The 20,592-nt window shown below is 67.5% G+C and carries 16 protein-coding genes; 6 read left to right on the forward strand and 10 right to left on the reverse strand.

Features of this window, described 5'->3' with window-relative positions; genetic code table 11:
* Nucleotides 1-18 precede the first annotated feature (18 nt).
* Entirely contained in the window at nt 19-648 is a 630-nt protein-coding gene (locus QY325_00640; GenBank protein WKZ66447.1) for a response regulator transcription factor, read from the forward strand.
* Between the two features lie 52 nt (nt 649-700).
* Here the strand turns inward: QY325_00640 and QY325_00645 are convergent, their stop codons facing one another.
* Nucleotides 701-5,383: a hypothetical protein gene (locus tag QY325_00645; protein ID WKZ66448.1), complete on the reverse strand. Its 4,683-nt coding sequence runs from the start codon at nt 5,381-5,383 to the stop codon at nt 701-703.
* Nucleotides 5,384-5,597: 214 nt separating this feature from the next.
* Between QY325_00645 and QY325_00650 the strand changes: the two genes are divergently transcribed.
* The 3 genes from QY325_00650 (at nt 5,598) to QY325_00660 (ending at nt 10,115) form a co-directional block, all read left to right on the forward strand.
* A complete protein-coding gene (locus QY325_00650) occupies nt 5,598-7,463 on the forward strand; it encodes a hypothetical protein (protein WKZ66449.1) in 1,866 nt (621 codons plus the stop codon).
* Nucleotides 7,464-7,560: 97 nt separating this feature from the next.
* Nucleotides 7,561-8,895, forward strand: a complete 1,335-nt coding sequence (locus tag QY325_00655; protein ID WKZ66450.1) for a hypothetical protein — start codon at nt 7,561-7,563, stop codon at nt 8,893-8,895.
* Nucleotides 8,896-9,011: 116 nt separating this feature from the next.
* Entirely contained in the window at nt 9,012-10,115 is a 1,104-nt protein-coding gene (locus tag QY325_00660) for an MBL fold metallo-hydrolase (protein WKZ66451.1), read from the forward strand.
* A 51-nt stretch (nt 10,116-10,166) separates the two neighbouring features.
* On the opposite strand, the gene QY325_00665 is transcribed toward QY325_00660, so the two are convergent.
* The 5 genes from QY325_00665 to QY325_00685 form a co-directional block, all read right to left on the reverse strand.
* The gene (locus QY325_00665; protein ID WKZ66452.1) at nt 10,167-10,757 is read right to left on the reverse strand and encodes a plastocyanin/azurin family copper-binding protein; all 591 of its coding nucleotides are present in this window, start codon (nt 10,755-10,757) and stop codon (nt 10,167-10,169) included.
* 70 nt (nt 10,758-10,827) lie between these two features.
* Nucleotides 10,828-11,460 (reverse strand): DUF5706 domain-containing protein, encoded by a 633-nt coding sequence (locus tag QY325_00670; protein WKZ66453.1) that lies wholly within the window; start codon nt 11,458-11,460, stop codon nt 10,828-10,830.
* Nucleotides 11,461-11,498: 38 nt separating this feature from the next.
* Nucleotides 11,499-13,082, reverse strand: a complete 1,584-nt coding sequence (locus QY325_00675) for a DUF1501 domain-containing protein (protein ID WKZ66454.1) — start codon at nt 13,080-13,082, stop codon at nt 11,499-11,501.
* Nucleotides 13,083-13,101: 19 nt separating this feature from the next.
* Nucleotides 13,102-14,769, reverse strand: a complete 1,668-nt coding sequence (locus QY325_00680) for a DUF1800 domain-containing protein (GenBank protein ID WKZ66455.1) — start codon at nt 14,767-14,769, stop codon at nt 13,102-13,104.
* A 133-nt stretch (nt 14,770-14,902) separates the two neighbouring features.
* The gene (locus tag QY325_00685) at nt 14,903-15,928 is read right to left on the reverse strand and encodes an LLM class flavin-dependent oxidoreductase (GenBank protein ID WKZ66456.1); all 1,026 of its coding nucleotides are present in this window, start codon (nt 15,926-15,928) and stop codon (nt 14,903-14,905) included.
* Between the two features lie 154 nt (nt 15,929-16,082).
* On the opposite strand from QY325_00685, the gene QY325_00690 reads away from it, so the two are divergent.
* Both QY325_00690 and QY325_00695 read left to right on the forward strand, forming a co-directional pair.
* Nucleotides 16,083-16,844, forward strand: a complete 762-nt coding sequence (locus tag QY325_00690) for an exodeoxyribonuclease III (protein ID WKZ66457.1) — start codon at nt 16,083-16,085, stop codon at nt 16,842-16,844.
* An 85-nt stretch (nt 16,845-16,929) separates the two neighbouring features.
* Entirely contained in the window at nt 16,930-17,331 is a 402-nt protein-coding gene (locus QY325_00695) for a DUF4260 domain-containing protein (protein WKZ66458.1), read from the forward strand.
* A 75-nt stretch (nt 17,332-17,406) separates the two neighbouring features.
* Here QY325_00695 and QY325_00700 read toward each other — a convergent pair whose 3' ends face one another.
* The 4 genes from QY325_00700 to QY325_00715 all read right to left on the reverse strand — a co-directional run bounded on the left by QY325_00700 (nt 17,407) and on the right by QY325_00715 (nt 20,522).
* Nucleotides 17,407-17,952, reverse strand: a complete 546-nt coding sequence (locus tag QY325_00700; protein WKZ66459.1) for a DinB family protein — start codon at nt 17,950-17,952, stop codon at nt 17,407-17,409.
* Between the two features lie 100 nt (nt 17,953-18,052).
* On the reverse strand, nt 18,053-18,436 hold the full coding sequence (locus QY325_00705; GenBank protein WKZ66460.1) for a VOC family protein: 384 nt from the start codon (nt 18,434-18,436) through the stop codon (nt 18,053-18,055).
* Nucleotides 18,437-18,684: 248 nt separating this feature from the next.
* Nucleotides 18,685-19,053 carry a hypothetical protein gene (locus tag QY325_00710; protein ID WKZ66461.1) on the reverse strand — a complete coding sequence of 123 codons (369 nt, stop codon included), beginning with the start codon at nt 19,051-19,053 and terminating at the stop codon, nt 18,685-18,687.
* A 236-nt stretch (nt 19,054-19,289) separates the two neighbouring features.
* Complete coding sequence (locus tag QY325_00715; protein ID WKZ66462.1) at nt 19,290-20,522, reverse strand: C1 family peptidase; 1,233 nt, start codon at nt 20,520-20,522, stop codon at nt 19,290-19,292.
* Between the last annotated feature and the right edge of the window lie 70 nt (nt 20,523-20,592).

Raw genomic sequence — 20,592 nt, forward strand, 5'->3', positions numbered from 1 at the left:
GCGGGTACCTTCGCTTTCATGTCCATCCGCATTGCCATCATCGAGGACGACGCCGACATGCGCCTCGCCTTCGAGCGCGCCATCCGGGAAGCCGGTGACCTGGACCTGAAGGGCAGCTTTCCCCATGCGGAGGCCTTCCTTGCCCGGCCGGAAGGGCTCGATGGGCTGGACGTGGTACTCTCCGACATCAACCTGCCCGGACAGAGCGGCATCGAGGTGGTGGCCCAATGCAAGCCCAAGCGGCCCCGGCTGCAGTTCCTCATGATCACCGTGTTCGAGGACAATACCAATCTGTTCAGTGCGCTTTGCGCCGGAGCGACGGGCTATCTGCTGAAGACCGCCACGCCGGCGGAGATCGCGCAGGCGGTGCGCGACATCCATGCCGGCGGCTCGCCCATGTCGCTCGCCATCGCGCGCATGGTGGTGGCCAATGTGCAGCAGAAGAAGGCCAGTGCCCGGCTCGTGGAGAGCCTCACGCCGCGCGAGCACGAACTCGTAAGGCTCCTGGCCGATGGCTACCGCTACAAGGAGATCGCCGACCGGCTCGCCCTGAGCGTGGAGACCGTGCGGTCCTACATCCGCGCCATTTACGGCAAGCTGCAGGTGCATAGCCGCACCGAAGCGCTCAACAAGGTGTTCGACCGGTGAGGCCGCCGGCGCCCATGCCTTACGCAAGGTTGGGGCGGTCGTGATCCAGGGGTCAGGGCAGGCTGCCGAGCCGCACCGCCGTGGGCACCGAGCCGCCGATGTTCTGCAGCACCGGGTCGCGGTCGTTGCCGTCGCCCACGTACTTCACCAGGCCATCCAGCGAGATGTCCTCCATGCGATAGCCTGCGATGGTATTGGTGGGCACGTTGCCGCCGATGGCCACCAGCATGAGGTCGCGGTCGTTGTCCTCGCCCACATACTTGAGCCTGCCGTCGCCATTCACATCGCCCGCCCACAGGCCCAGCGGCGCATTGCCGCCGCTCAGCTGCTTGCGCGCCTGCGCGCCGTAGGTAGGAAGCGCGGCGCTGGTGAGGTCGATCGGCGCTTGCAACCCATCCATGTGGATCGCATCCTGCGTCATCGCGCCGAGGTGATTGCGGTGCAGCACCGCTGCATGGTAGCTGCCGGTGGGAACGGCCAGGAAGGTGAGCGGGCTCGATCCGTCCGTGTCCACAATATCGCCATCGCGCTGCAGCAAGCCGGCACGGCGGGCTACCACCTGCTGCGGGGCGCCTTGTGCGCGGAGCTCCACCAGCACCCAGTCCACGATCGCATTCGGGCCGGTGGCCTGCAGGGCGAAGGATCCCAGCTCCTCGCTGCCATCATGGAACCACGGCGCGCCGCCATAGGGGTGCTGCGCAGGGATGAGGCCGGCGATGCGCAGGTTGTCGCGCATCAGGCCGGTGGCCGGTACCCACGCGCCATCGAGCACGGCGCGCACGGGTACCTGCAGGCTCATGGCGGTGGGCGGGACGACCGAGAAGTATCCATACGGGCAGTGGTCGCCCGAACCGGAGGCGCTCAGCGGAGTCGCGCGCCATGTGTAAGCGCCAATCGGGAGCGCGTTAAGCAACAGGTCGGTGCCGAATGCGGTAACGGGGAAGCCGTCGACGGGGTCCGGTGCGTAGGCCGTGATATCCAGCAGCTCGATGAGGTAGCTGGTTGCCGTGGGGGAGGATGTCCATTCAAGGTGTATCGGCGCGCCCTCTTCGATCTCCTCGAACGGAGCAGGAGCGATCAGGCTGGCGCAAGGCGGAGGTGCGGTGCGGTGCAGGCAGATGGCGAAGCTGCCGGGCACGTCGTAGCCCAGGTTGGTGAAGGCGCGAAGCCGGTAGAGCGCGTTCTGCTGAACAGGCAGGAGCAAGGTACCGTCGACCCCGGACTGGCACCAGACCGGCACGCCCGTACAGCCGGTACCGTTGTCCATATACAGTTCCAGGCTGAGCCCGGATGCGCTGCCCAGATAGACTTCGGCCACTACGGGCGTCATGCCCGACTGAAAGGTGAACCAGACATCCGGCCATGGGCCATTGTTCTCGAACGCGTGGGTGTCGCAGGTGGGCGTGGGGCCGTCCTGCAACGCGCCGCCCGCATTGTTCCCGGGTGTTGCCGCAACCGGATAGTCGGTATTCCAGGGGTGGACGGCCAACGGTGTCGCATTCGCGCAATCATCGTTCGGCGGTACGGGGCAATGGATCGTGAAGGTCAAGGAGACGTCGTTCGTGGTGGGCTGGTCCACCATGATCAGGTAGTCGACCCCTTCATTGAACCAGCGCGGTTGCGCCTCCTCATAGGGACCGGTCAGTTCATCCCAGCAGGAGAAGCTGCCCTGCTCGGCGCAGAATGTCGGGCTGGCATCGGGCGACTCCTCGAGCACGCTGTAGTGAAGCGTTGCTCCCGTACCCGTTTGCGTGAGTGTGTGGTAGCCGCTGGCACCGGGGCTGAAGCGGAAGATGCGCTCCTTGCCCGGAAGGCTGGGGGTGGGGTTTCCCGGAGCGCAGGAGTTCCAGTCCTTGCCGCCTTGCCCGCTGCCCAGTACCACGAACCGCGGCGTGCCGCAGGTAACGGGCTGGATGTCCGTGCAGGCTTCGTAGGTCGGGCACTCGATCCGGAAGGCCAGCTGTCCTCCGGTCATGCTCGAGGCATCGATCATCAGCCAATAGAGCATGCCGCCGGTGAGGTTCATCGTGCCCACCTCACTCGTTCCCTGCCGATAACCGATGCACATCCAACCATCGGTGCAGGAGCCGAAGCCTGCGGCCCTGTAGGCATAGCGGTAGGTGGTGTAGTCCCCATCGCCGTCCATCATCTGGATGACGCTGAACACTCCGCTCTCCGTCGGCATGAAGGCATAGATCCGTTCACGCCCGGGCATCGGATCGCCGCCGCAACCGGGCAGTTGAAGGAGTCCGCCCGCGCCGGAGGGCACATTCACGGGCATATCCGTGTTGCAGGTGACGGAACCCATCATGCTCGTGTTGCAGACGTTGCCGCTGGCTGCACATCCCATGACGAATTGGACCGTTTGGCCGGTGGTGGCCAGCGCATCCAGCATCACCAGGTAGGTAGTGCCCGCCGTCATGCTGTAGGTAGAGGTGACACCGGCCCCGCTGATGCCGCCCAGGCAGGTCCAACCGGATCCATTGCAGCCGCCGGATTGCGGCTTCACGTAGTAGTTGATGGTGCCGTTGGAGGTGAACTGCTGGAAGAAGCGCTGCCCTCCCTCCGCGGCGGTGTAGGTGAAGATGCGCTCGCGGCCGGGCGTGTTCGCCCCGCAGCTGCTGCCTGGGTTCAGGTAGCTGCCGTTCCCTGTTCCTAATTGCACGGACATGGGCTCGTTGCATCCGGCCAGCGGCTCGGTCAAGGCGCAGGCATCGTAAGGACTGCTGCATTCAAGCTGGAAGGAGAGGATGCCGCCGTTGCTGGATTCCGGGTCGGCCATGATGAGATAGGTGATACCCTGGAGCATGGTGAATGCCCCGCTCAGCTCCGCGCCGAACAGGTCATCGATGCAGGTCCAACCGGCGGCGCTGCATCCATTGGCTTCAGGCTTGAAGAAGTAGTCGGTCCAATCGTAAGCGGTGAATTGCCTGATGTTGTAGGTCCCCGAATAGGGTGCCGTGAAGCGAAGGATCTGTTCACGCCCGGGCGTGCTGTACCCGCAGGTGTTCTGCGGCGCGCTGTAAGCCCCCTGGCCCGGTGCGATGCTCCGTGTGACGGGGATGCCGCAGGCGAGGTTCACGATGGCCGCACAGGGGTCGGCCGGGGGAGGAGGGCAGTTCACGCGCATGGTATAGCTGCTCGTGAGGTAGGCGTACAAGGCATCGGCCATGATGTAGTAAGGCACGCCTGCCTCCAGCGTGATGGGTGGCGTTGTGCCAGGGCCGTTCAGTGATCCGATGCAGGACCATCCCATGGATGAGCAGCCTCCGGATTGCGGCTTGATGAAGTAGCGCATCATCTGTCCCTGGGTGAGCATCGTCTGTTCGATGGTGTGCGCTCCCGTTTGATCAGGGGTGAAGGCATACAGGCGCTGCTTCCCCCACGATCCGCTGATTCCGCAATAGCCCGTCAAGCCGTTCCAACCGCCGGTTCCGCTCACCGTTGCTGAAGCAGGCAACCCGCAGCTCAGGTTGCCGATCGCGGAGCAGGGGTCCTCGACAGCCGAGCAATCAATGGTGAATGTGACCGAAGCGCCCGTGGTGTAGGTTCCATTCAACCGGAAATAGTAGGTCATGTTCGGCTTCAGGGACGTGGTGATGGAGCCTGCGTTCGGCGCCCAGTCCATGCACTTGAACTCGCAGGGGCGGGTGGGGTCGCCCTTCGACACCAGCCAGGTCACCGGTTCGGATGCGTTCTGGGTGATGGTATAGTCGCCTCCGAGCACGGTGGTGAACGCGAAGACACGGGTCTTGCCCAAGGTCAGCAGTCCGCATTCCAATGATTCCCCGGCCATGCCGGCTCCCGATGGTATGGTCACACTGTACGTGTTCCCGCAACTGATGGGTGTCGGTGACAGGCAGGGGTCGGGCTGCAGGGTGCAGCCAAGCTGAAAGGAGACGTCACCTTGGGTGGTGGCCTCCGGATCGGCCAAGAGGAGGTAGCGCACCCCTTCGCTCACGGTGAAGGAAGTGCTGCTCGCATTGCCGGTCAGGGTGCCGACGCAGGTCCAGCTGGTGGCGCCGCAGCCTTGGCTTTCCGGCTTGTAGTACCAGCGGACCGGCGCATGTGAGGCGAGCTGCTGCAGCACCATGGAGCCGCTTGATCCGGGCACGAAGAGGTACGCCCGTTCCTTGCCTGTGCCGCTGCCGCTGCCGCAGGAAAGGTCAAAGACGCCTGCACCGCTGCCGTGCGTGGCCGTGTAGGTGGTTGCACAGCGTATCTCCGTCCTTGCCTCGCAAGGCTGGAAGGCGGGGCAGGTCACGCACCGCCACGAAGGCTGGTACTTCCGTGTGGTGTATGGGGTGATGTAGCAACCATCCTCCCGTAGTCCCAGGATCACCGTTCCGGATTGGTCCGCGGTCCAGCGGATCTTCGGGAAGGCGCCGCAGACATCGTCGGAATAGCAGAGGAAGCTGCCATCCGCACGCATCAGGGTGAAATTGATGTCCGATGGGTAGTAGGGTATCCCGGCGCCGTCCGCCGGGCAGGAGGACCATTCATAGGTCTCGCCGGCGGTGACCGGGAAGCTCGCGGACCAACTGGGTTGGATCCAGACCCCGGAGGTGGTGAAGTGCGATGCGCTGGTGGCCGGAACCGTAGCGGTTGAGGGGCCGCCAGTGTAGGTGCATGCCTGGGGCTGGCATTCCCCGGGCTGGGAATAGGCCTCGTGCGCGGTGATCAGCAGCAGGCCGGCGATGAGGCAGGGGAGCGGGGTGGGGCAGCGGAGATCCATGATGAGTGGCGTAAGCACCGGTCAGGGTGCTGCAGGGCAGCAACATTATCCCGTGCATACGCCCTTCGCATCCCCACTTTCGTGTGGAGGCCGGCCACTGCGCAACGGTCCCGCTGAGGCTGGTCAACGACCGCTCTCCGCCGCAGGCCCGGCCCAGCGGGATACCCACGAACATGTGATGGATGCGGTGCGAGCCGGGCGCTACCCTTGCCCCATGCACCAACGGATCGCCCTTCCCGGCACGGGGATGAAACACACAGCGAACAATCCCAAGCGGTCGCCCGCCGCTGCGCAGAGCCTCAACCACTGGACCTTGCTGCTGGTGGCCATGCTCGGTTTGCTCCTGCTGCTCCTCGGCGGTTGCCGGAAGGACGAGGAGGATGCAGCCGCGCCGTCATCCGCGCCCATGGCCACCGGCACCACGCGCGTGCTGGGCCAGGTGGTGGATGGCTCCGGCGCCCCCTTGCCCGGCGTGCAGGTGCAGTCCGGCAGCGCATCGGCCGTGACCGATGCGGCGGGCATGTTCTTGCTCGGCAGCGCCCCGGCGAACGAACGCGTGGTGGTGCGTTGCCAGAAGGCGGGCTACTTCAACGCGGTGCATGGCACGGCGGCCCACCTCAACGGCACCACGATCGTACGCGTGTCCATGCGGTCCAGCGCGCCTGACTTCACCGGTCTCTCATCCGATTCGCCGCAGGACCTGCAATTGCCGGATGGATTCCGCCTGCAGCTGCCGGCCAACGGGCTCGTCACCGCAACGGGAGCGCCCTACGCGGGCACCTACGCCGTGGCTGCGGAGCACTTCGCCACGGATGCGCCGGACTTCAGCGCGGCCATGCCGGGTGGCGACCTTACGGCCATCGCGGGCGGCACGCAACAGCAGCTCTACAGCTACGGCATGGCCAGCGTGCGCATCACCGATGGCGCGGGCAACGAGCTGCAGCTGGGCAATGGGGCCTCGGCCACCATCCGCCTGCCGATCGCGGCCGATCAGAGCAGCGAGGCGCCCGCCACCGTTCCGCTGTGGCACCTCAATGAGCAGACGGGCATCTGGGAGCCGGAGGGCGAGGCCCAGCGCCAAGGCGGCGAGTACGTCGGCGTGGTGCAGCACTTCTCCACCTGGAACGCGGATGCCGCATGGCCGCGGGCGCGCGTTCGGGGCCGCGTGCGCGTGGAAGGGGATGAGGAGCTGGCGCCGCTGCTGCCCTTGCGCATCCGGCAGGTGAGGACCTATCCGCGTTCCGATGGGGAGTTCGACGCGTTCGTCCCTTCGGGTGTCGACCTCACCGTGGAGGTGGATGCGAACCCGATCGGCCTCACGGCCGCGCCGATGCCCATCGGCACGTTGGCGGCCGATGCCGAGCAGTACGTGGAGCTGTTGGTGAACACGCCGGGCTACATCGTGGGCACGCTCATCTGCCCAAGCGGCACCGTGAACGGCTATGCCATGGTCACCTGGTCCGGCGGCTCTTACTTCATGCCGCTCGGGGCCACCCCCGAGTTCCGCATCGCTGCGCCGTACAATGGGCAAGAGGCCACGCTCCGGCTGGTGAACCTGAACGGCGGCATCGTGCAGGAGGTCTCCGTGTCGCTGCCCACCGCGCCGGGAGGTGAAGCGGATGCGGGCACCATCACCCTCTGCAACGGCGGTTCTGGCGGCGGGCTGCAGGCGGGCTGCGTGCTCAACGGCGATGGCTACAATCAGCAGACCGTGGTGCTTGACCCGGCCGCCGGCATGGCCACCGCCACCTACTATGCCGCGGACAATACCACGCAGCTCTTCGTTGTGGATGGCGGCGGCGGTCCGCAGCTCTACGGGGAATGGCTGGGCAGCGCCACCGGCAACTGCGCCACGGTGGAAGGCGAAGGCGACTGCAGCATCACCCTGGTCATCGATGGGCGCTACTACTTCCCCTACAACCTCCAGGTCGGGGTGAACCTGTACGGCCCGGTGGGCGGCGAGGTGCAGGGCATCTTCCTCGGCACCATGGTCCGGTACGACACAGGGACCGGCGAGGAGGTCTTCGTGACCGTGAGCAATGGCTACTTCCGCGCGCAGCGAGCGCCGGATGAGCCGTAGCGGCCCATCCGATTGAACCCGATCGGCGCGCGCGTGTACCGCATGTGCAAAACGCCCTTCCTCCGCATCCCAGCGGAGAGGCCTAAACGCACACGCCATGAGAAAGCACGTCTTCCTGATCGCCGCCATCACCGGCGGATTCGGCATCCTGGTGATGCTCCTTGCCTTCAACCCGCGGCCTTCCGCCACGGCCCGCGCCCACTGCCACACGCCGGTGCCCGAGCCGCCTGAGGGCTGCGTGTTCAAGACCGTCTACGAGGGCGAGGGACTCGACAGCTCCTTCGTGCTCGCCACGCCGGCAGCGGTGCTGCAGGCCGAGCGCAAGGGGCTCGATTGGCTGGTGCGCGCGCAGGCTGCCGATGGCGGCTACGGCGCCGGCTCGCACGCCCGGCAGGACATCCGCGACCCGCATGCCGTGAGCACCGATCCCGCCACCACGGCCATGGTGGCCATGGCCATCATGCGCATGGGCAGCACGCTCGACCAGGGACCCTACAGCCAGCAGCTGGCCCGGGCCACCGATTACCTGCTGCTGCAGGTGGAGGCCGCGCCCAAGGGCGCCATCAACATCACCCAGCTGCAGGGCACGCAGATCCAGGCCAAGCTGGGCGCCAACATCGATGTGGCACTCACCGCCCAGTACCTGAGCAACCTGGTGGCGAAGCTCAAGGAGCAGCATCCGAAGCGCCTCCGCGCCATGCGCGCCCTCAACACCTGCGTGGACATGATCCAGCGCGGTCAGAACGCCGACGGCAGCATGCGCGGCGACGGCTGGGCCGGCGTGCTGCAGAGCAGCTTCGCCGCCAGCGCGCTGGAGAGCGCCAAGGCCCAGGGCGCCACGGTGGATGAGGAGTCGCTGAAGCTGGCGCGCGACTACCAGAAGAGCAACTTCGATGCGGGCAAGGGCACCGTGGCCACCGAGCGCGCTGCCGGCATCACCCTCTACGCCGTGAGCGGCAGCACGCGCAACAGCGCCGCCGAGGCCCGCGAGCTGAACGAGGTGGTCACCAAGGCGAAGAAGGAGGGGCGGATCGCGAAGAATGCGCCGGTTACCGTGGAGACCCTGCAGGATGCCGGTGTGCCGCGCGGCGAGGCCGAGCGCCTCAACGCCGCCTACCAGGTGTACGAGGCCGCCAAGCAGCAGGCCCAGCGCGAGGATGTCATCAGCGGCTTCGGCAACAACGGCGGTGAGGAGTTCCTCAGCTTCCTGCAGACCGGCGAGTCGCTGGTGATCGCCAAGGATCAGGGGTGGAAGAACTGGTACCAGCAGACCACCGGCCGCCTGGTGGGCATCCAGAACAACGATGGCAGCTGGAACGGCCATCACTGCATCACCAGCCCGGTCTTCTGCACCGCCACCAGCTTGCTCATCCTCAGCATCAACAATGACATCGAGCACCTGCTGGCGCAGGGGGCGGTGAAGTACAAGTAGTTCGGTCCCTTCCACGAGCGGCTGTCTGGTGGTGGCTGCGGTGGTGGGGTGAGTGGGGGAGGTCCGGACCTTTGCGCCGGACCTTTCCCCCTTCACCCTTGCGATTCATCCGCCGCATGCTCTGGATCCTGCTGGGCCTCCTGGCCGCTCTCGGCCTTGCTCTCGCGCTCTACTTCCGCTTCGCGCCGCGCATCGGCGCCGATCCCGAAGGCGCGCGCCTCGAGCGCATCAAGGCATCGCCCAACCAGGTGGATGGCCGGTTCCGCAACGTGGTGGAGACCAGCATGGACATGCCCTTGGGCACCATGCTGGGCGTGCTATGGGAGTTCGCCAAGGGCGCCGAGGGCCGCGAGCCGGAGGACACCATCCCCACGGTGGGCTTCGACGCGGATGCCTGGGCCGCCGTGCCGGACAGCGCCCTGGCCGTGTGCTGGTTCGGCCACTCCACGCTGCTCATCAAGGTCGATGGCCTCACCTTCCTCACCGACCCCGTGTTCGGCGAGCGCGCCAGCTCCTTCTCCTTCGTGGGACCGAAACGCTTCCGCTATACGAAGCACATGCACGCCGACCTGGTGCCGCAGGTGGATGCGGTGCTCCTCTCGCACGACCATTACGATCACCTCGACCACGAGACCATCCTGCAGTTGAAGGACAGGCGCTTCATCGCGCCGCTCGGCGTGGGCGCGCACCTGGAGCGCTGGGGCGTGCCCGCAGCGGCCATCACCGAGATGGACTGGTGGGAGAGCGGCGCCCTCGGCCCCGTGAAGCTCACGCTCGCGCCAGCGCGCCACTTCAGCGGCCGCAGCCTCACCAACCGCTTCACCACCCTCTGGGGCTCGTGGGTCATCGAGGGCCGCACCAAGCGCGTGTACTTCGGCGCGGACTCAGGCTATTCGCCCACGTTCAAGGCAATCGGCGAGCGTTTCGGCCCGTTCGATCTGGCACTGCTGGAATGCGGTGCCTATAACGAGCGCTGGAGCAGCATCCACATGATGCCCGAAGAGACCGCCCAAGCCGCCGTGGACGTGAAGGCCCATGTGCTGTTGCCGGTCCATTGGGGCAAATTCAGCCTGGCCATGCACCCGTGGAAGGAGCCCATCGAGCGGCTCACCGCGAAGGCGGCCGAGTTGGGCGTCCCCTTGCTCACGCCGCGCATCGGGCGCATCGTCAACGGGCCGGACCTCAGGCTCAGCGAGCCTTGGTGGACCGCGGTGCGCTGAATGCACGAGCGCCGCCTGAGGGCGGCGCTCATGCATTCAGCGGCGCAGTGCTCAGCGTGCGATCACCACGCGCTGCTCGCGGCGCAGCGTGCCATCGCGGTCGGTGATGCGGAGCACGTAGGTGCCGGGCGCAAGGCCGGCCACCGGCAGGCGGTCGTTGCCCGTGAGGGGGCTTTGCAGCGCCTGGCGGCCTTGGGCATCGATCAACAAGGCCGTGCCGCCAGCGGCCTCCGGCTGCTGCACTGTCAGCTCCTGGGCGACGGGGTTGGGGAAGACCAGGGCGATGCGCTCCGTCAGCGGCTCACGCACACCGGTGCCGCTCTCCACCACGATCCGCCCCTTCATGCCCATGCTGGCGTGCGGGATGCAGACGTAGTAGTAGGTGCCGGGGTCGGTGAGCGTGAGCTGGTGCGTGCCCGAGTTGAAGTTGAAGCCGCCTGGCAGTGCCGTGTTGCCGTTGGCGTTCCACGTTGCTTCGCTCACCTGGGTGAAGGTGTGCCCCCCGCCCAGGGTGATGGTGATCTCCGTGCCCGGCGGCACGGTGAGCAGGTTCGGGTTGAAGGTGAAGTTCGACTGGTTGATGGTCTGCGCACCAGCAGCGGTGGCCAGCAGTGCGGAGAGTACGGTGTAGGGTGCCTTCATGGGAGTTCGGTTGGGGTTAAGACGCGCGGCGCGCCCGTTCCGCTGCCCGGCGGTGCCGAACGGTTCGCGCTCAGGCCATGGCGTAGAGCGCGGCGCCCACCAGCCAGGTGAGGAGGAAGCTGATGTAGGCCAGCCGCAGCGGGCGGTATTTTTTCCGCGCGATGTAGTGGCCGTGGCTGTGGAGCTCCTCCAGGATGGCATCGTGGGTGCGGGGCGGCGAGGAGAGCACCTCGTGCATGCGTCGCTTGTAATCCGGAAGCGAGAGCTGGATGAAGGAGGTGAAGAAGAGCAGCGAGAAGCCCTTGGGCAGCGGCGCCCCATCGGGCAGCTGCCGGCCCAGGGGCGGCGCCTTGGGCAGCGTGGAGTAGGCGCAGAGCAGGATGGTGGTGAGCGCACCGAAGACCATCACCCAGTAGTGGGCCTTGGGGCCGGTGAGCGCATGGTCAGACACCTTGCTGAGCGCGAACTGCAGCAGCACCGCTGAGAGCGTGAGCATCAGGTTCGCCTTCAGGTCGCTCATCTGGCTCACCGTCATCAGGTTCCACCGACTCTGGATGAGCAGGTGGTCGCGATGGTCCGCCTGATAGGGATCCACATCCTCGTAGCGCGCCGGAGGTGCGGCTTCGGAGTCGCGGAGGGGCTGCTCGGGCCGGGGTGGCTCGGGGGTGGGCTGCTGCCTGTCGTCGACGGGGGGCTGTGACATGCCCCAAAGAAAGCGGCTCCGTGCACGCAGCGCCCCGCTCAGCGCACTTTGAGCAGGTTGCGCACCTGCTGGCTGCCTTCGTTCTGCAGCCGCGCATAGTACACGCCGGCGGGCAGGTCGCCCAGGTCCACGTCCACGCGGTAGGTGCCGGCAGGCATGGGCTGGTTCAACGCGGTCTGCATCAGCTGGCCCTGCTCGTTGAAGACCTGCACCAGCACGCGGCCGCCGTGGCTCACGTACTCGAGCGTGGTGCGCTCGGTGAAGGGGTTGGGGAAGGCGCGCAGCAGCTCGTTGCCGGCGCGCTGGTTCACCTCGCGGATGTCCGTGCCCAGGCAGCCCTCGGGGTCGATCAGCGCCAGCGGCTGGTAGGTGTTCAGCAGCACCGTGTCGATGTCATTCTCCTCCAGGCAGAACCAGTCCTTCAGCACGCTGGCATACACCGACCGGAAGTCGTACTGCATGGCCAGGTTGGTCTGGTAGGTGGCGTTGGCGGGGATCTCCGGGTTGGTGCCCAGCATGCCGGGGATCACCTTGGTGCCGAAGAGGAACATGGGCTGCGCGCTGCCATGGTCGGTGCCCAGCGAGGCGTTATCCACGATGCGGCGGCCGAATTCGCTGAAGGTCATGCCCAGCACGCGGTCCTCCAGGCCCAGCAGGTTCAGGTCGTCCTGGAAGGCGTGGATGCTGTCGCTCAGGCCCTGCAGCAGGTTGGCGTGGAAGCCGATGGTGTGGTCGCTGTCCTCAACCTGCTGGGCGTGCGTGTCGAATCCGCCGATGCTCACCCAGTAGATCTTCGTCTTCAGTCCGCCGCAGATGAGCTGCGCCACGATCTTCAGCGCCTGCGCCAGCTCGGCGCCCGGCGCGTTGCCGGTGGGGTAGAGGGTGCTCTGGTTGCAGCCCGCCACCGCCGCCGCCTCGATCACATCGCCGTAGAGGTCGGTCTGCCGCTGCACCTGCCGCGCGAAGGACAGCTTGCCGCCGCTGCAGGTGGCGGGCGCCGCGTCCTGGTAGATGTTCCCGGCCAGGTTGAGCGGGTCGTTGGTGTTGTTGAGGGCCACCGCCATGCTCACGCCCATGTGCTGGAGGCCGGGTCCCACGGCGCCGCCGATGCGGATGGCGAGCGGGTCGGGCATGTCGGTGTTGGGGTAGCCCGCGGGGTAGTTGGGGTACTCGAAATTGAGGTAGCGCCCCGTCCAGCCCGAGCTCAGCAGCTGGTTGGCATCGGCGCCCGTCTCGTAGATGTCGGTGGCCCGGAAGTGGGAGTAGTTCGGCTCGGGATAGCTCACGCCCTGCACGATGGCCAGCTTGCCGTCCTCCCACAGCTCGCGCATGCCGCCCATGGCGGGGTGCAGCCCGGTGCCGCCCAGGCCGCCCAGGGGGAGCGCCGCCGCCTGCGGGATGAGCACGTAGGGGCGCTTGGCGGCCAGCGTGCCGTACTGGTCCAGCGGGATCACCGTGTTCAGCCCGTCGTTGCCGCCGAAGAGCTGCACGATCACCAGCACGCGGTCCTCGGCGGTGCGGCTGTTGCGCAGGGCTTGAAGCAAGGGACTGGCGAAGCCTTGCACGGTGAATCCGCCCAAGGTGGCCACCGATGAGGTGCGGAGGAAGTGTCTGCGGTCCATGGTTGGTGATTCGGGGGATTCAGTGCAATTGGGTCTCGGCGGCCTTCGCCATGTCAAGGAAGAGCCACAGCAGCATGCTCGGCACCAGCTGCGCCGTCATGTCGGTGGTATTGGGGTCGGTCACATAGAGCTCGTAGGCGTCGCTCCAGTAGCTGTCCGTGAGCTGGCCGAGCAGCAGGTAGCTGATCTTCAGCTGCGTGCGCACCAGCAGGCTCACCGGCACGGCGAACATCAGCTCGGCCGCATCGCTCACCAGCGCGTTGGGGTTCATGGGATCGGAGAACTGGCCCACCAGCCCAACGAAGTCCACCTTGAACTCCAGGTTGCGGCTCTCGGGCTGGTAGAGGTTGTTGGGCGTGGAGAAGCCGCTGAAGAGCAGCGCCGCCAGCGAGTTGTTGCGCGCCGGATAGGTGGCCGTGTCGAGCCAGATGTCGTCGTAGGCGGGGAACTGGTAGTAGGCCGGCCAGCCCGCCACGTTGGGCACGTTGAGCAGCTCCTGGCCGCTGTAGGCGGTGAGGAAGTACACATCGCGCCACACGCGGTACTGCGCCTCCACCTGCGCGGGTGTGGGCATGGGCATGTCGAGCTTGCGGATGGACCCGATCACCAGGTCGGCCGGGCTCATGATCATGCACGCCCGGATCTGCGCGCTGAAGAAGTGGTCGCTCGTCAGCAGCGCCTGCATCACCGTGCGCAGCTGGTCTGGCGCGCCCATGTGGGCCCGGAAGAGCTCGGCCAGCGGCTCGATCACCTGTGCCTCGGTGGCGGCATCGATCTCACCGTGCACGAAGAAGCGGTAGAGCTCGCGGCAGATGAAGCGCGAGACCTCCTCCTTGGCCATGATCATGTCCAGCAGCGCGTTCAGCTCGGCCTCGCCGCCGTCCTGGCCGCCCTGCCCCTGGATGATGGTGTTGTTGAAGAAGGCGCTGAACTGCTTGTCGGCGGTGACGTGCTGGCTGGGGCGGTAGGCCACGTAGGGCAGCACGATGTCGCCCAGCTGGTCGGTCTCGCGCACGGTCCATCCGGTGAGCACCCGTGCCGCCGCCTGCACGTCCTCCTCGGTGTAGCCGCTGCCCTCGCCCAGGGTGAAGAGCTCCATCAGCTCGCGCGCATAGTTCTCGTCGGGCGCGTTGGCCGTGTTGAGGAAGCCGTTGAGGTAGATGAGCATGGCGCCGCTCACCGTCACATCGTGCACCAGCTGCCTGAAGTTGCCCAGGCATTGCGTGCGCAGCAGCTGGTCGTACTCATAGCTGAAGCGCGGGTTGAAGACCTGGAACACCTGCGTGGGCATGTGGTTGTACCAGAAGAGGGCCATCTTCTCGCGGATGTTCCGGTCCTGGTGCACCATGAGGCCCGTGCGCCACCACGCGTAGCTCTGCAGCCGCGCGCTGCTGATGTCGGCCAGCTCCACCTCACTGCCGTAGCGCGGGGTGTCCACCCAGGTGCTGCCGAAGGGCACCTGCGGGTCCAGCGCGTTGGGATCGGGCGCGCTGCCATTGAGGTTCCAGTAGGTCTTCACCGGCGGCGCGGTGTCGTTGGTGAAGGTGAGCAGCGCATCCACCACCTGTGCGAGCGACTGCCCTTGGAAGTGGGCCAGGTCGGCGTTGGAGCAGCCGAACAGGGTGCGCCGCAGCAGGTGCTGCTGCTCGGCGCGGCCGAAGGGGCCGGTGTAGGGGGTGAGTGGCATCGGAGGGGCGTTGTCTGCGTTCGACAAACGAAGTTAGCGATAGTTGCATCGCGCCGTAAAGGGGGCAGCCCCGTTTTTTGGACGAACTATCACCAGCCGCCGGTTGAAGGCCCGTTCCGGGCCCACCGGCCGCTCAGGCCAGCAGCTGCTGCACCCGCGGCGCCACCTCGGTGGCATAGAGCTCGATGCTCCGCAGCTGCAGCGCGTGGGGCAAGGTGCCCGCGCTGTACTTCAGGTCGAACCGGGACAGCCCCAGCGCCTTGGCCGTGCGGGCGATCTTGCGGGCCACCGTCTCCGGCGCGCCTGCGCAGAGGGCGCCCGTGGGCCCCGCCTGCTGCTCGAAGGCGGCGCGCGTGAGGGGCGGCCAGCCGCGCTCGCGCCCGATGCGGGCATGCATGGCGCTGTAGTGCGGCCACAGTTCCTCCTTCGCCTGTTCGTCGGTGGGCGCCACGTAGCCGGGCGAGTGCGCCCCGATGGGCAGTGGCTCGCGGCCCAGCTGCGCCAGGGCCCGCCGGTGCAGGTCGGCGAAGGGGGCGAAGGCCAGCGGGTCGCCACCGATGATGGCGAGCATCAGCGGCAGCCCGTATTGCGCCGCACGGATCACCGACTGCGGCGTGCCGCCCACGCCGATCCAGGTGCGCAGCGCACCGCCCTCGGTGGGCGGGTGCACGCGCTGGTCCTTCAGCGGCGCGCGCGTGCGGCCGCTCCACGTGGTGGGACCCTCCTTCAGCAGCGCGCAGAACAGCTCGAGCCGCTCGTTGAACAGCGCATCGTAGTCCTCCAGCCGGAAGCCGAAGAGGGGGAAGCTCTCGGTGAAGGACCCGCGGCCGATGATCACCTCCGCCCGGCCGTTGCTCAGCGCATCCAGCGTGCTGAAGCGCTGGAAGACGCGCACCGGGTCGTCGCTGCTCAGCACCGTCACCGCGCTGCCCAGCCGGATGCGCTGCGTGCGCGCCGCGATCGCCGCAAGCACCACCTCGGGCGCACTCACCGCGAAGTCGGGGCGGTGGTGCTCACCCACCCCGAAGAAGTGCAGCCCCAGCCGGTCGGCCAGCTCCGCCTCGGCCACCACATTGCGCAGCACCTGCGCCGGGTGCAGCGGACGGCCGTCCGCATCCACCGTCACATCACCGAAGGTGTCCAGGCCGAGTTCCAGCATGCCCGGCGAATGTAGCCGAGCCGCCTTGACGGAAGCCGCGGGCGCCTTGGGGCGGAAGCCCCGCGGAATGGATGTGCGGGATTGGCGCGGCAATGGGGGAGGACAGACCTCCGGATCGCGAGCAGCAAGCGCCCATTCGTGCCATCTTCACGGCATGAAACTCATCTCCTTCAATGTGAACGGCATCCGCGCCAGCGTGGGCAAGGGGCTGCACGATACCCTGCGGAAGCTCGATGCGGACATCGTCTGCTTCCAGGAGACCAAGGCCACGCCCGAGCAGGTGGCGCAGGCCCTGGCCGGCGCGGACGGCTACCACGTGAACGCCTACGGCGCCGTGCGGCCCGGCTACAGCGGCACCGCCATCGCCAGCCGCGAGCAGCCCGCGCAGGTCCACTTCGGCATCGGCATGAAGGGCCACGACGACGAAGGCCGCGTGGTCACCTGCACCTTCAAGGAGCTGGTGGTGGTGTGCGTGTACACGCCCAACAGCGGTGAGGGCATGAAGCGGCTCGACTACCGCGGGGAGTGGGATGCCGCGTTCCGGCACTACGTGGCCAGGCTCGCCAAGGGCAAGCTGCCCGTGATCGTCACCGGCGACCTCAACGTGGCGCATCGGCCCATCGACATCGCCCGGCCCAAGGAGAACTACAACAAGACCAGCGGCTACACCCAGCAGGAGATCGACGGCATGGACGCCCTGCTCGCCGCCGGCTTCGTGGACAGCTACCGGCACCTCCATCCCGACACGGTGAAGTACAGCTGGTGGAGCCAGCGCTTCGGCGCCCGCGCCAAGAATGTGGGCTGGCGCATCGACTACGTGCTGGTGTCGAAAGGCTTCGAGAAGAAGGTGAAGGAGGCCTTCATCCTCAACGAGGTGATGGGCAGCGATCACTGCCCTGTGGGCATCACCTGGTAGTGCGCCCGTGTCCGCCGCCAAGGACGCGGGGCAACCGACAACGAACATCCGGCAATCGGCAACGCACAACGGAAAAGCTCCCGCCATGAGAACCCTCCTCCGCCTTGAAGAGCTCGTGCAATTCCTGGGCTGCGCACTCGCGCTGTATGCGGCCGAACTGCCGTGGTGGACCTACGCCCTGTTGCTCCTCGGCCCCGACATCGGCATGCTGGGCTACCTCATCGGGCCGCGCGCCGGGGCCTTCGGCTACAACCTGCTCCACCACAAGGGCCTGGCCCTGGCCTGCATCGTGGCTGGGCTCTACCTCAACGCCATCACGCTCTTCCGGCCGGGCTCCGCCTGGGATACCGACCTGCTGCTGTGGACCGGCATCATCCTTTATGGCCACGCCAGCATGGACCGCGTGTTCGGCTGCGGCCTCAAGTTCGGCGACAGCTTCCACCACACGCACCTGGGCTGGATCGGCCGCGGCGGGCAAGGGGCGTGATGGCCAGCGGTTGCGCTTGGCCTGCCCGTGGGGCTGAGCCGCCGGCGTCCGCCAAGCACCGCCTGCAGCGGTCAGCTAGCCCATCACCCTCAGGTTCGCCCGCCACGGCCCCACGGCTTCGCGGTACTGGCGGGCCAGCACGCGGCTGATCTGGCCGATGTGCGCCAGGTCGTGCGCGGCCCAGGCGGCCAGCACTTCGCGCAACCGCACCTCGCCCAGGCCGGGATGCAGGCCGATGCCCTCGAGCTGCGCGCCGGTGATCTCCAAGGCCACCAGCGCGGCCAGGTTCCGCTTGCGCAGCGCTTCGAATTCGGCCAGCAGCTGCGGCAGCGATTTGCCGGCGCTCTCCTCCAGGTGCGCCTGGCGGTCGAAGTGTGCAAAGGCCTTGTCGTCGGCGCTCAAGCACCGCTGCACCCGGGCCATCCAATGCGCGCGCTCGCCGTGGATCAGGTGGCCCACCACCTCGCTGGGCGTCCAGGTGCCGGGCCCCTCGTTGTGCTCCGTCCAGTCGTCGCTCAGCCCGTGCAGCAGCGCGTGCAGCACCGCGGGCGTGCGCTCCAGCACCTCCAGCGTGCGCGCGAGGGAGAAGTGGAGCGAGGCGGGGGTGGTGGAGGGGACCATGCGGGAGGAGGGATTCAGGGTTGAAGGCGGCCGGGTGTCGGTGCGCCCGTGGAATCAACACCTGAGGGCAGGGGATGGTCCGTCGCCGCCCGCGATGCCCTCATCCCTGCGAGTGCATTGCCACGGCATTGCCTTCGGTGTCCTCGAAGAAGGCCATGTAGCCGATCTCGTCGCTGATGTGCGTCTTGGGCATCAGCACCTTGCCGCCGGCCTTCTCTACCAGCGCCAGCGGCCCGCTGAGGTCGGGGTTCGCATTCAGGTAGATGAGCGCGCCCGTGCGACTCGGGGTGTGCATGCCGCTCTTCACCAGCGCGCCGCCCACCTTGCCGGTGCTGCCGTCGGCGGGGAAGGTGCGCATCTGCAGCCCGGGCATGTCCATGGCCTCCATGCGGATTCCGAAGACGGTCTCGTAGAAGAGCTGCGCGCGGTCAAGGTCTTTGGTGGCGATCTCGAACCAGTTGAGGGCGTTGGAGGTGCTGTCCATGGGCGGTGCGTATGCGCCGCAATGGTAACGGCACCGCCCGTCCATGGGGCCCGCCGTGGGGTGGAACGTTTGAGCGGCGCAGCGGCGCCCGTGCCGATTGCTTGGCGTGGCATGGTCGCAAGGCCGTGCCGGGCAAGACCGGCTGCCGCACCCGCGCCGAGATGATGCGAATGGTGCTGGAGAACGGCTGGGCTAGCGGAGCGCGGCGCACCATCCGCCACTTCATCGGCCGCTCATACCCGGGTCCTTCACCCCGAGCGCCTGCCGCCCAGCAGCTCCACCGCGCCCAGCGCAGCAATGAGCCCCTGCAGCCAGAAGGGCTCGGTCATCAGCACCTGCACGCCGATCCAGATCAGCGTGCCCGCGCCGAGCAGGAGCGCAGCGCGCGCGGCCCAGGCCGACCGGCGCAGCGTGAGGCCGAAGCCCACCGCATGCCCCAGGCCGAGCACCGCGAAGAGGATGGCCCCCGGCCAGAAGTAATCGGCGAAGAGCGTGCTGTGCATGAAGCCGCGCGGCAGCTGCAGCAGGCTGCCGTCAGGCGCCCGCATCAGCAGCAGCCCGCCCACCATGGCGTTCACCGCCAGGAATCCCTGCGTGATGAGGAGAAGGATGCGCATGCCGATGCTCTCGTTCCGCGAAGGTGATGCACGGCGCGCTGCGGGACACTGACCAAGGGCAATCGCCCGGCGCGTGCCCCTGGAGCCCTTCGGCCCCGATGTTCGGAGGAGTCAGGCTAGGCCCACGCCCCAAGCAGGGTCTTGCGAAGGAGACCCGGCCTGTTGGGATTAGCGGATGTGATCCCGTGGGCGGGTGGCAGGGTCCACTTCAAGGGAGCCTGCCGAGGATGGAGGCCTCACGGGCGCCGGCCTGCAGCCAGTCGGGCGCTTCGCCGCAGCGCCTGGCGCAGCTCCGGATCGCGATGCGCAGGGCGGGCCCGCAGGCGAAGCCGCGTCTGCTCCCCTTCCGCGCTGGGGCCAGGCCGACTCACGGAGTACGCGCGTCCCTCATGGTGCACCGTGCGCGTGTCACCAACGGCCAGACGCAGGTGGTGCAGCATGCGGCCATCGTCAGCGTCGCCCAGGCGCAGCAGGGCCGTGCCAGCGGCGGGGTCCACGTCCACCGCGTGGAGCACGATGCCGTGGTGCGCGATGGCCTCGCCTTCCTTCAAGGAGGCCTCCATGCGCCGCCGGCCCTGGCGCGCCGTGTCCGCCTGCACCGGCGGCGGCACCAGGCCGATGAGCCGGATGGTGGCATCCACCGCATACGCCTCGCTCACATAGGCCATGTAAACCGCATAGGGCATGCGGAAGGTGCCCTGGAAGCCCCACATCAGGCCCCACGAATTCTGCACCAGGAAGCTCTTGTCCGCATCGTCGTAGCCCATGATCACCACGGCGTGCCCATAGGTGTCCGCGAAGGTGACGGGCTGCCAGGTGAAGGGCCGATCGCCGCCGCTGCGGTCGCCCGCGGCGGTGAAGCTGCTGTCCACGTTCGCATTCACCACCACCAGCCGGCCCTGCGCCAGTGCGGCGCGTACCGCATCGGTGGCGCCATCGGCGATGCGCTCGATGCCGGCCAATCGGAACCGCCGCGCCAGCTCCTCGGCCTTCTCCGGCACCCGGGCGCAATCGTGCTGCACCTGTGCGGTATCGAAGGGCAGCTCGCTGAAGGCGCAGCATCCCAGGCTGTCGGCCACGTGCAGCGCATCGGCCAGGAACACATCGCTGCCGCAGGGCCTGCCGCGCAGCGCGCGGGCGTAGATGAACGAGGGGCTGAACAGGCGCGCGGCATCCGGTGCCTCGCGGCGCAGCGCGGTATCGCCGCTCAGCTCGGCGTGGATGGCGCTGCACAGCGTGTAGCCCACGGCCCAGCCCGCGCAGGTGTTCGTCATGCCCTGGTCGCCGGGCGGCGGCACCCGGTGGCTCAGGTCCACGCGCGGCGGCAGGGATGCGGTGGCGATGCGGGGCGCAGCAAGCACCACCGGGAAGCGCATAAGGCCCTCGGCCTTGGGCAAGGCCGTTCCCGCGCGCGGATCGCCCTGCGCACGGGCCCGGGGCGCCCACGCCAGCGCGAGCACTGCTACCATCGCGGTTCGGAAGAGGCCTCTCATCCGAGCAACCTACTGTGAAATCATCGGAAATCCAAGCGCCCGCGCA

Source organism: Flavobacteriales bacterium (genome assembly GCA_030584065.1).
GTDB lineage: Bacteria > Bacteroidota > Bacteroidia > Flavobacteriales_F > PHOS-HE28 > PHOS-HE28.